This is a genomic window from Mangrovibacter yixingensis, from assembly GCF_020523985.1.
Lineage (GTDB): Bacteria > Pseudomonadota > Gammaproteobacteria > Enterobacterales > Enterobacteriaceae > Mangrovibacter > Mangrovibacter yixingensis.
Genome location: NZ_JAIVKM010000001.1, coordinates 94,368 through 104,334 on the forward strand (window position 1 = coordinate 94,368; position 9,967 = coordinate 104,334).

Annotated in this window: 11 protein-coding genes and 1 pseudogene; 1 reads left to right on the forward strand and 11 read right to left on the reverse strand. The window is 49.9% G+C overall.

From position 1 onward, the window contains the following. Positions 1–2: 2 nt before the first annotated feature. The 11 genes and pseudogenes from LC084_RS00530 to LC084_RS00580 form a co-directional block, all read right to left on the reverse strand. Entirely contained in the window at positions 3–1,694 is a 1,692-nt protein-coding gene (locus LC084_RS00530) for a glycosyltransferase family 2 protein (RefSeq protein WP_226568449.1), read from the reverse strand. After that, on the reverse strand, positions 1,685–2,038 hold the full coding sequence (locus LC084_RS00535; RefSeq protein WP_226568450.1) for an ApeI family dehydratase: 354 nt from the start codon (positions 2,036–2,038) through the stop codon (positions 1,685–1,687). Before LC084_RS00535 ends, LC084_RS00530 begins: the two co-directional genes overlap by 10 nt. Further along, on the reverse strand, positions 2,025–3,389 hold the full coding sequence (locus tag LC084_RS00540; protein WP_226568451.1) for an AMP-binding protein: 1,365 nt from the start codon (positions 3,387–3,389) through the stop codon (positions 2,025–2,027). Before LC084_RS00540 ends, LC084_RS00535 begins: the two co-directional genes overlap by 14 nt. Continuing rightward, on the reverse strand, positions 3,386–3,919 hold the full coding sequence (locus LC084_RS00545) for a COG4648 family protein (RefSeq protein WP_226571094.1): 534 nt from the start codon (positions 3,917–3,919) through the stop codon (positions 3,386–3,388). Before LC084_RS00545 ends, LC084_RS00540 begins: the two co-directional genes overlap by 4 nt. A 51-nt stretch (positions 3,920–3,970) precedes the next feature. Beyond that, positions 3,971–4,231 carry an acyl carrier protein gene (locus tag LC084_RS00550; protein WP_036104276.1) on the reverse strand — a complete coding sequence of 87 codons (261 nt, stop codon included), beginning with the start codon at positions 4,229–4,231 and terminating at the stop codon, positions 3,971–3,973. A gap of 13 nt (positions 4,232–4,244) precedes the next feature. Then, a complete protein-coding gene (locus tag LC084_RS00555; RefSeq protein WP_036104525.1) occupies positions 4,245–4,502 on the reverse strand; it encodes a phosphopantetheine-binding protein in 258 nt (85 codons plus the stop codon). Continuing rightward, positions 4,483–5,303: pseudogene (locus tag LC084_RS00560) on the reverse strand (lysophospholipid acyltransferase family protein). Before LC084_RS00560 ends, LC084_RS00555 begins: the two are co-directional and overlap by 20 nt. Then, positions 5,282–6,004 (reverse strand): beta-ketoacyl synthase chain length factor, encoded by a 723-nt coding sequence (locus LC084_RS00565; RefSeq protein WP_226568452.1) that lies wholly within the window; start codon positions 6,002–6,004, stop codon positions 5,282–5,284. Before LC084_RS00565 ends, LC084_RS00560 begins: the two are co-directional and overlap by 22 nt. Positions 6,005–6,076: 72 nt before the next feature. Beyond that, complete coding sequence (locus LC084_RS00570) at positions 6,077–7,135, reverse strand: class I SAM-dependent methyltransferase (protein WP_226568453.1); 1,059 nt, start codon at positions 7,133–7,135, stop codon at positions 6,077–6,079. Positions 7,136–7,205: 70 nt separating this feature from the next. Then, positions 7,206–7,592, reverse strand: a complete 387-nt coding sequence (locus LC084_RS00575; protein WP_226568454.1) for a lipoprotein — start codon at positions 7,590–7,592, stop codon at positions 7,206–7,208. Between the two features lie 352 nt (positions 7,593–7,944). Further along, entirely contained in the window at positions 7,945–8,724 is a 780-nt protein-coding gene (locus tag LC084_RS00580) for a helix-turn-helix transcriptional regulator (protein ID WP_226568456.1), read from the reverse strand. A gap of 161 nt (positions 8,725–8,885) precedes the next feature. Here LC084_RS00580 and LC084_RS00585 point away from each other — a divergent pair, with 161 nt between their 5' ends. Beyond that, on the forward strand, positions 8,886–9,653 hold the full coding sequence (locus LC084_RS00585) for a class I SAM-dependent methyltransferase (protein ID WP_226568458.1): 768 nt from the start codon (positions 8,886–8,888) through the stop codon (positions 9,651–9,653). The last annotated feature ends 314 nt before the right edge of the window (positions 9,654–9,967 follow it).

The window sequence follows — 9,967 nt, forward strand, 5'->3', positions numbered from 1 at the left end:
TGTTACTCCTTATCGTCGGCGTCGGGCAGGCGCCAGAAATCAAAAAAGTTGAACCAGTCCAGTGGCGAGAGGAGGGCATAATGCTCCAGCCGCTCAGCATAACGGTCAATAGCCTGCTGTAATGCCTGCTGGCGGTTGCTCCGGGGGAGCAATAGCGGGTTGGCAAAGGGTTCACAGTGGATACACAGTTGCCCGTGTTGCGAAAGAGCAAACAGCAGGAAAACCGGGCAACGCATAATGGCAGCCAGAATAAATGGCCCTTGCGGAAAGGGTGCCGGATGCCCCATGAAGTTGCTCCAGGTGACCCGCCAGTCGCCCCGTTGTGGGTTAACGGCCAGGCGGTCACCAACAATGGCAACCCACTCACCCTGGTCGAGCTTTTCTTTGAGCAACATGGCGGTTTCTGGCCCGATATCATTGACCGGAATCAGGTTCAGCCCCGCCTGCGGTGCCATCTCTTCCATGATTTGTTTAAACCGCTGTGCATTTTCATGAAAGACCAGGGCATTGATGGTTTTGCCGCCCTTAAGCTGAGCCAGTGCCCGGCAGACTTCAACATCGCCCAAATGGGAGGCCAGTAATAACTTACCTTGAGGAGAGGTTAAGTCCAGGTGCTCTTGTGCGCCGGGGGCGAACTGAATCTGCTTACCTGGCTGTAATTCACCCCGCCAACTGGCGATTTTATCCAGCATGGACTGGCTGAAGCGCAAAAAGTGAAAATAACTGTTAAGGCGTGGCGGCACCGGGCGTTGTTGTTCCGTCAGGCGCGTTCTTACCCGGCTCAGCCACTGCTGCGATGCAGTGCGCGCCCGGCGAGCCAGTAGCCAGTAAACCGCGACCACTGGCCACAGTAAAACCGAGAATGCGTTGCGCCCCAGGTACTGCCAAACCTTCAGCATGATACGCATTCCCCACAGCCCACTCACTTCCTGCTGTTTTGCCCAGTGCTGAGTTCGGCGCTGGCGCAGAAGAAGGGCCGGAAGGCGTGGCAACATGCCAAAGAACAGGCGCGTGTGCATGCACGAGATACGCACATTGTCTTTAAACGCGTCAAAATGGGATAACCCATCTTCCGGGTAGGTCACGCGGGTTGGGACAAAATGGCTGTTGTGGCCTTGCCAGTAGAGGCGCACCATCACTTCTGTATCAAAGTCCATCCGTTTGCCTAACGTCACCTGGTTTGCCAGGTGTAACGTTGGGGCAATTGGGTAAACGCGGAACCCACACATGCTGTCTTTCAGTTGCAGTGACAGGGTTTCTATCCAAACCCAGATGTGGGTTATCCAGCGGCCATACAACCGCGAACGGGGAATGGAGTCGTCATAAATGGGCGTTCCGGAAATCAGGTCGTCCGGATATTGCTGAGCCAGCGCCAGCAGTGCAGGAATATCTTCAATGGCGTGCTGGCCATCGGCATCGACTTGTACCGCATGGGTAAAGCCTTGTTGGGCCGCCACCGTTAAGCCGTGGATCACGGCCGCGCCTTTGCCTGCGTTTTGCGCCAGGCGAATCAGTTGCACATGGTTGTTGCCATTAGCCAGTGCTTCCAGTTGGCGCTGTGTGGCTGAATCACTTCCGTCGTCCACAATAAAACAAGGCAGAGCGAAAGGAGCCAGACGCGACAATACTTCGGCCATCATTGCGCCATGGTTATAGCAAGGAATGACAACGCAGGGTGAGAAGTCTAACGGCATAGTTTTATCTTCCCGCTACTGGCTGAATGGCGCTCATCACCATCATGGCGGTGATAACTGAACGTAAGCATTTGCTTTTCAGGAAGCCAGCGAATAGCCAGGGTGACAATGTTGCCTGGCAGCAGTGGCGACTGGAACTTCACATTCTGAATACTGAGAAAACGAAAGCCCGGAGCCAGTTCTGTTATGGCGTAATGCATCACCCAGTCAAGTTGGGCTACGCCTGGCAATAAAGGTTGTATGGCAAAATGCCCGCGAAACCAAAACAGTTCCGGGTCAAGGGCCAGCACAAACTCTTTCTCATTGGGCTGCACAGCCGTGCGTGCAATTTCACGAGGTTTCATGGAATAGCTCCTGCAACTGCCCATAGACACGTTTATTCATGCTGTTTACCGGGATTTCTTCAATCACTCGCCAGTAGCGCGGTATGGCAACCGGCTCAAGCCAGGGCAATAAAGCCTGCCGCCAGGCAAATTCCAGCGTTTTTTTATTGGATGAACTCCATAACGAACCATGTTTTTCATCCAGTACCAGCAAGGCTCCAATCCCCTGGCGGCCACCCCTGGATACCGGGAGTACAGCGGCATCTTTCACACCATCCAGCTCCAACAGGCGCTGCTCAACTTCAGTTAATGAAATCCGTTTCTCTTCGATTTTTACTACGCGGCCCCGTCGCCCGGATAACTGGAAACTGCCGTCATCATTGAGTTCCAGCATATCGTCCAGTATCAGTCCTGACGGGTTATCAATCAGTGGCGAGTGGGCAATGTATTTTTCAGCCTGATGCGCAAAATAAACCCCCGGGAAGGGAACCCACGGCTGTTGGTCCTGCTCTCTGTGCCGCCACGCTAAAATCCCGGTTTCGGTACTGCCATAGATTTCATCGACAGTGTGACCCAGCCAGTCGTGGGTATATTGCACATCATGCCAGGGCAGAATGCCGCCAGCGGAAAACGTCATGGCCACTTGTGGTGCGGGCAACTGGTTATCCAGGCGTTTAAGAAATGCCGGGCTACTGATAAATACATAACGATATTGTGGGCTTAACGCCGTCAGTTGCTCTGCGTAATACAGCATGGCTGCATGGAATGGCAGGCCTAATGCCATAGGCAGAACAATACGAAAGGTGAGGCCGTATAAATGCTGAGGAACCACCGATGCAACAACCCGGCAGTCTGCCATCTGTGGCGCGAACCGGGCTGCCAAAATGCGGGCTTCCTGGTCCAGTGTGGCAATGCGCTTTACCACCCGCTTCGGTTGCCCGGTCGACCCTGAGGTAAATAATTCGAGAAACTGGTTATCGTCTATAACAGGAAGCGGTGGTTGATTTGTAATCGGTGCGTCACCAGGCGAAGAGACAACCAGTAAGTTTTCAGGCCATGACAGGAGCTTATCGCTCAATATCCCGTCAAAAAACACACTCTGCTCTTTCAGCAATGCGACACGGGAATGGCCGGGAATAACCGGAATCTTTCGCGCACAGAGCGTTGCCAGTAACGTAACAATAAACAGGTAACTGTTTTCAAAGCACAGTGCCCAGCGCTCACCAGGGTGGTTATTGAGTTGGGCCAGTAGCCGTGCGACATCGTAGCGCAGCCTGGCTTGTGTCCAGGTATTATCGCCGAGCCAGGCAATGAGGGTTGTATCAGCACGCGTATTGCCCAGCCACTGAGACAAGGGAAGTGTGTGTGTCATGGTCTTTCTCGTTTCATTACCCTGCGGCGCACCAGCCACTCACCAGCCATTAAACCGCCCATAAGAAAATAAGCGATTAGCCCGTTCCAGGTGGTCCAGAGCGCCAGGTTCCCTGACAGCGCTGTACCGAGCGCGATGCTACCGTTAGCGACAAAAAATACGCACCAGATTTGTGTGACCCGGCGAGTGTACCGTACCCCTTCCGGTGGTAATTGTGGCTCTTTCAGGCGTGCGATGCGCTCAACCAGTGGCATGGATGTAAAAAGTGATCCACCAAACAGCACCAGCATGACCAGGTTTACAACTACGGGGTAGAAAAGCAGTAACTGATGAGTGCGTAACACTAAACTGGCAACGCACAGCACTAACCCGGCGGCGGCTACGCTCAGTGCCACAAGGCGCAGGGGGCCTGTTCTTCGCCGGACTTGCCTGAGGCGAAAAACCAACAGTAATGCCATTACGGGTAGCAACCAGTGCAGGCCGTTATGCGCCAGACCAAACCAGACGAGAAAAGGCCATGCCAGCAGCATTAATGCCGTTATCAGCACCAGCAACCGTTGATAAACATGCCGCACGGCAAATCAATCTTCTTTCATTAACCGTTCAACGGCATCAACAACATCCTGCACCGTGCGAACAGCCTTAAATTCTTCCGGCTTGATTTTTTTGCCCGTTTTTTTCTGCACATGCACAATCATGTCAACCGCATCAATGCTGTCGAGTTCAAGGTCTTCGTACAGGCGGGCTTCAGGGGTGATACTGTCTGCATCTATCTCAAACAATTTGCACAGTAGTGCCGAAACTTCCTGATAGATTGCGTTCTGGTCAGTTTGTTCAGTCATGATGAATGCATTCTCAGGAACGTTGGGAATTGATAAACGCGGCCAGGGTCGCGACGGAATAGAAGTGCTGGCGCATTTCTTCGCTTTCGGCAGACAACACGACACCATACTGGTTTTTTACCGCCAGACCGAGCTCCAGTGCATCAATAGAATCAAGGCCAAGACCGTCACCAAACAAAGCGGCCTCTGTATCAATATCGTCGGCTGTGAGTTCATCTAAATTCAGTGTATTAATAATGAGATTTTTAATCTCAAGGTAAAGCGCTTGCATCATTCATCCCCAAAATGGATCATTAACTAATTGTAATTTCTGTAAAAGGTGCTTATTAAGTTGCCTTACAGCCCGGGTTGGCACCTGAGCATCAGCTTGAGTAAAGGGTTTTACCGCAATACGTTCTTTAACCCATACCGTAAATTCGGGCTTTGTGGGCGGAACGTTATACCAGTGGCTCTGCTTATCGAGCAGGTGTTCGCTACAATGGATTGTCACGACACGTAAATCGCACTGGCAACGTACAGCAATATTTGCGGCACCACGTTGTAATACCATGTCCTGCCCTTGCCGCGTGCGGGTTCCTTCAGGAAAAATCAACAACGTTTCTCCCCGCGCCAGCCGCTTCTGGCTTTCAGACAATAGCGTGTCGGCTTCGCTATTAATCAGGTAATCAGCTGCCCGAATTACTCCACTGACAAAGGGGTTCTTCAGTAACTGGCTTTTAACCAGGCAGTCTGTTTCCGGCATTACCGATGCCAGCAAAACATAATCTATCAGCGTTGGGTGATTTGCTACCACCAGACAACCGCGTTCCTGTTTTAATATATCGGCACCTTCAATGCGATAATTTAGCGTTCCGGTATATTTTGTTATGAATAAAAAACTACGAAAACAAGCAGAAATACTGCGCCTGGCCAGACTGCGTCGCTTATCTTTGTTACGCACAACAATCAACAACAAATTAAACCAGACTAAAGACAATACCAGACCACCCAGGCCAAACAGTGCAAAACACAACCCGGTCGTCACCAGCCGCCAGGCCTGGTTTAGCCATTTCATGAACGGCTCCAGTGCCAGGTTAAGCGCTCACCAGGTATGCTGAATTCCGGTTCGCCACGCAGGTAATGCTGCAGAAATTGTAAACTTTGCGGTAATGCGGCTTCGGTGCCATCAGCATCGCAGGTTGTTTCACAGGACAGTTTTTGCCCCGGTGCAATCACCAGCGCGGTAGCGAATGCCCAGCATGGCATCGTGGCAGGCATACCCGGGTGGTAAAACTCCGGCAAAGCACCATCGAAATCGACAATTAATACGCGTTGGTAACCGGCCTGCAGCAGGCAGATAACTTCGCATAAGCCTTGCTGGAAGGTATCCATACCGGCAGATAATGAAGATGTCACAGCGGGTTGGCGGGCGGCAATAGTCAGATTACCAACCGCAGAATTATGGACAGACATAGCAAAATCAGTTGGCGAGACTGGTTGGCCATCTGCCAGCGCATTCAGAATACGGTAGTTGCGCTCCAGTTCGCCGTGGCGGCTGGTATAAAGCACCGCGTCAATGCTGTGCTTACTCAACATGTTAAGCCCGCATTCAACCGCCAGTTTGCTCCCGGAATTCAGGCGCCTGGCGGTCATCATGGGTAATGCGGTGAGTTTTGCCTGGGGGGCGCTCGGGTCTATGCCACAGAGGTGCTGTGCCCAGTGCAACCACTCTGCTGCCTCGCCAAGCCCTGGAGCCCGTGCCTGCCAGTCAATAATATCAAGTGCAAATTTCATCAACGCGCTTCTGCGATAAAACTGTTATTTGGTAGGTCAGACCATTCTCAAAGCCTGCCGCGTATTAATGTATTAAAAAGGTTCGCATATCAATAAGGTATGCCCGATACCCAGATTGTCATGGCGTTGTTTTACCTGGAATCCAGCTAACTCAAGGTAGTGATTAAATTTTTCGAAACTGTAAAAACGACTGTTACCATTCGCCATACAAGTGAAGTATAACGAAGTGGCATTCAGGCTGAAGGCTGCGGCTTCAAATTTTTGTACGTCCCAAAACAGTTCCATTATATACAATTGCGCACCCGGCTTCATTATTTGGGCTATTTTGCTTAAAATAGCAACAATTTGTTCGGGTGAAAAACAATCCAGAAATTGGCTCATCCACCAAATATCTGCGCCATCAGGTAGGGGTTGGCTACTGAGCATATCAATTTCGTGGCAATGAATCCGATGGAAAAATCCCACTTTTTCGATATTTTCGCGCGCCAGCGCAATTTGTTGTGGAAGATCCAAAATAGTGACGGCGATATTTTCATCGTATTCACAACAACGTATCGCCAGTTTCCCGGTATTTCCGCCAATATCAAATAAGGTGCGTGGTTTAGCGGCAAAAATGAGCGGCAGAATGGTATTGAATGCGATATCTGAGTAGTAATGGTCAAAGGCGAACCAACTCTCCCTGGCAGGTGAGGGGAGTTGAGATAATACCGGGTAAATCGTCGGCTCATCACTGAACACTTTCAGGCCTGCAGGTTGTGTCTCTTCCAGTGCCTGAGACAGATAGAACATGCCCTGGTAACAGACATCCTGAGTGAAATCCATGTTCACGCGGGTCATCGAATCGTGCAGTAAAAAATGCCCAACTTTAGACAAACAATAGCAGGATTCTTTGCGGGTAATAATCCGGCCACTTAAACCGCAATCCAGCAAAACGCTGACCGCATATTCGCTGAGTGTACTTTCCCCGACAATATTTTCCAGCGTTGCGCCTGCTGACCCTTGTTTATCCAGAAAGGCAAGAATCCCCGAATTACGCAAACATAATGCGGTTTGAAATAACATGGGTGCAAAAGCAATCCGTTGTGCTTCGGTAATGGCATCCAGCGCGCTGAGTGTATCCTGCTCGTACATCAAGAATAACCTTGTAAACAGTGTCAAAGTAGACAACCGGGCAGTGTGCCCGGTTAATGTCTGTCAGTGCTTACATTGCACCACTGGCCAGGTTTAACTGAATATCCCGGTCCAGATTCCCGATCCAACGGTTATAGGTTTTATGAATTTTTCCACCGGATGCGCGCAGGTTAATGCTGCTTACGTAATTAATCGCATAACTGTTTGCGGAATAGGTGATGCGTACTTCTGCAACATGCCCATGAGATTGCTGGCGGGCAGAGATAACACCCGGTGAAGTCTCATTCATTACCCATTGGCGCTGAATTCCTGCTTTTAAGATGGCGCTTTTGACTTGTTCAGCCGAATGACCGGCACTGACTGTGGCATTGACATTATCAATTGGCGCCGTACGGGCACACCCTGCCAGAACACCGATAACTGCAAAAGCAGTTAACCATTTAACGATCTTTTTCATGCGAACCCCATTAATATATTCATAACATAATATGGTGATGATATGGCCTGATTAGTAAAATAATCGGCACGGTTAATCCTGGATAATCATATCGGCAGAAAAGTTTATTCTGTGAGTGCTATATTTAGTAGGTGACTGGCGAGTATATCTGTGCTGAAAGGTAAAATGAATATTTCTTGTTATGGTATTCATTCGCAAGGGTTATTGATAAAAATAATAATCTGAGAAACAGGCCTCTTTATATTATATTTTTTCAGGATAAAACATTGGAAATCAGGGCGGTGCTAAAAATAGCTGGTTGAGCTGAGTGAATAAATACATTTCTCTTGCTCCTGCTCCTGAATCATGTGGCTTACTCCGGCATCAGCATAATCATTTTTACTGAACGGTTGCTGGTTAATTGCCAGGACACCTGGCGGAATTGCTGCAAGCCCCCTTGTGCATTACGGAATGTGCGCTCCCCACCTTCGCGTACCACAACCTGCTGGCGCGACCAGTATTCACGGAAGGTTTCGCTGTCATTATTCATGCGGGTGACAAAGGCATTCAGCCCCTGGTCATGCTGGTAATGCATGGTATCTGCTCTTAATTCTGCCACTATTCTGCTGGCCCGGTTTTCCCAGTCGCATACCAGCGTTTTAGACAGTGGGTGCTGGAACATAAACGTCATCATGTTGGGGCGTGGCTCTGAGCCCAGCCAGCCAGTAAACAGAGCTTGCGCCGCACTGTTCCACGCCAGCATATTCCAGGTGATATCCAGTAAATAACAGGGCGAAGCCACCTGATGCACGGATGCCAGCACTTCCTCTTCTACCACCTGAATCTGTTCTTCCTGTGGGTCGCTTTTTAGTGCCAGGTGAAATAAATACTGGCGCTCAGAGGGCTTCATCTTCAGCACTTCTGCAATATTAGCCAGGGTTTGTGCGGACACAACGATATCGCGGCCCTGTTCAATCCAGGTATACCAGGTGGTACTGATACCACTTAATTGCGCCACTTCTTCCCGGCGCAACCCTTTGGTGCGCCGCCGCCCCATGGCCGGTAAACCAATATCGGCTGGCGCAGTATTTTCTCTTACTGAGCGCAGAAATGCCCCCAGCGCTTTTGGCCCTGAAAATAACGAGTTTTGCATTAAGTAGTACCTGTTGATACCAGTATAAATGGCAATATTGTACCAATATAAACACTTCACTATAGTGAGCTCAACCCCTGAGATAAATCGTTCTGCACATGCGGTTTTGTGGGTAACTGGAGTAATGACCTGTACGCATACAATCAAAAAAGGTAATAGCGATGGCGATAAAACATCATGTATTAACCGGGCAGCAATTTGGCTCGCAGGCTCAGGCATATTTAACCAGCCAGGTACATTCTGCCGGTGCAGACTTGGTGCGCCTGGGTGAGTGGCTGGCAGAAAAAAACCAGGCCAGTGTGCTGGATTTAGGTTGCGGCGCAGGCCACGCCAGTTTTGTGGCAGCAGAAAAGGTGGCGCAGGTTACCGCTTATGATTTATCAGAACAAATGCTGGCAGTGGTAAGTGAGGCAGCCCGTGAGCGTGGGTTCGGGAATATTCAGGTAAGCCAGGGGATGGCGGAAGTGCTGCCATTCAGTGACAGTTGCTTTGATGTTGTTATCAGCCGCTATTCCGCCCATCACTGGCACGATGTTGGCAAAGCGATGCGGGAAGTGAAACGGGTACTGAAACCGGGCGGTACGTTTATTATGATGGATATCGTCTCGCCGGGCTCGCCGTTGCTGGATACCTGGTTACAGACTATCGAAATTCTGCGTGACCCGTCCCATGTGCGTAATTACAGCCAGAGTGAATGGATGCAGTTTGCCAGTGAAAGCGGGCTGATGACCAAACAGTTAGTGTGTGAACGCCTGCCGCTGGAGTATGGTAGCTGGATTGCGCGCATGAAAACGCCACCGGTGTTATCTGACGCCATTCGCGCTATGCAGGGCAAGGCACCGGAAGAAGTCCGCCAGCATTTTGCATTTCAGGATGACGGCTCTTTTACCTCAGACACCATTATGTTTATGGCGCAGACCAGTGCCTGATGATTTGCGTTTGTAACGTTGTGTTATTTTTTGAATTATTTTGAAATATTCAGGAGCTAATTAACTTCAAAGTTTCCTGTAACAGTAGCCCCCTGATTTACACTGGCCCACATCTGGTGCAATCTGGCCTGAGTGGTGTGTAATTTAAGGGGGATACTGCTTTGCACTTAATGCACTTCAGACTTTCCTTTATGAAATTCCCTCTGAAACCAGGACAAATCTGGTCGATATAGATTGTGCAGTGATGAACGTTCGAGTGATAAACTTTTTCGCTGTTTTTCCAACACATATTCCTTTTTCATTCACCTGAAGAG

Coding starts and splice junctions, on each gene's coding strand:
- LC084_RS00530 (WP_226568449.1), bottom strand. CDS start 1,694: ATGCCGTTAGACTTCTCACCCTGCGTTGTCATTCCTTGCTATAACCAT.
- LC084_RS00535 (WP_226568450.1), bottom strand. CDS start 2,038: ATGAAACCTCGTGAAATTGCACGCACGGCTGTGCAGCCCAATGAGAAA.
- LC084_RS00540 (WP_226568451.1), bottom strand. CDS start 3,389: ATGACACACACACTTCCCTTGTCTCAGTGGCTGGGCAATACGCGTGCT.
- LC084_RS00545 (WP_226571094.1), bottom strand. CDS start 3,919: ATGCTGCTGGCATGGCCTTTTCTCGTCTGGTTTGGTCTGGCGCATAAC.
- LC084_RS00550 (WP_036104276.1), bottom strand. CDS start 4,231: ATGACTGAACAAACTGACCAGAACGCAATCTATCAGGAAGTTTCGGCA.
- LC084_RS00555 (WP_036104525.1), bottom strand. CDS start 4,502: ATGCAAGCGCTTTACCTTGAGATTAAAAATCTCATTATTAATACACTG.
- LC084_RS00565 (WP_226568452.1), bottom strand. CDS start 6,004: ATGAAATTTGCACTTGATATTATTGACTGGCAGGCACGGGCTCCAGGG.
- LC084_RS00570 (WP_226568453.1), bottom strand. CDS start 7,135: ATGTACGAGCAGGATACACTCAGCGCGCTGGATGCCATTACCGAAGCA.
- LC084_RS00575 (WP_226568454.1), bottom strand. CDS start 7,592: ATGAAAAAGATCGTTAAATGGTTAACTGCTTTTGCAGTTATCGGTGTT.
- LC084_RS00580 (WP_226568456.1), bottom strand. CDS start 8,724: ATGCAAAACTCGTTATTTTCAGGGCCAAAAGCGCTGGGGGCATTTCTG.
- LC084_RS00585 (WP_226568458.1), top strand. CDS start 8,886: ATGGCGATAAAACATCATGTATTAACCGGGCAGCAATTTGGCTCGCAG.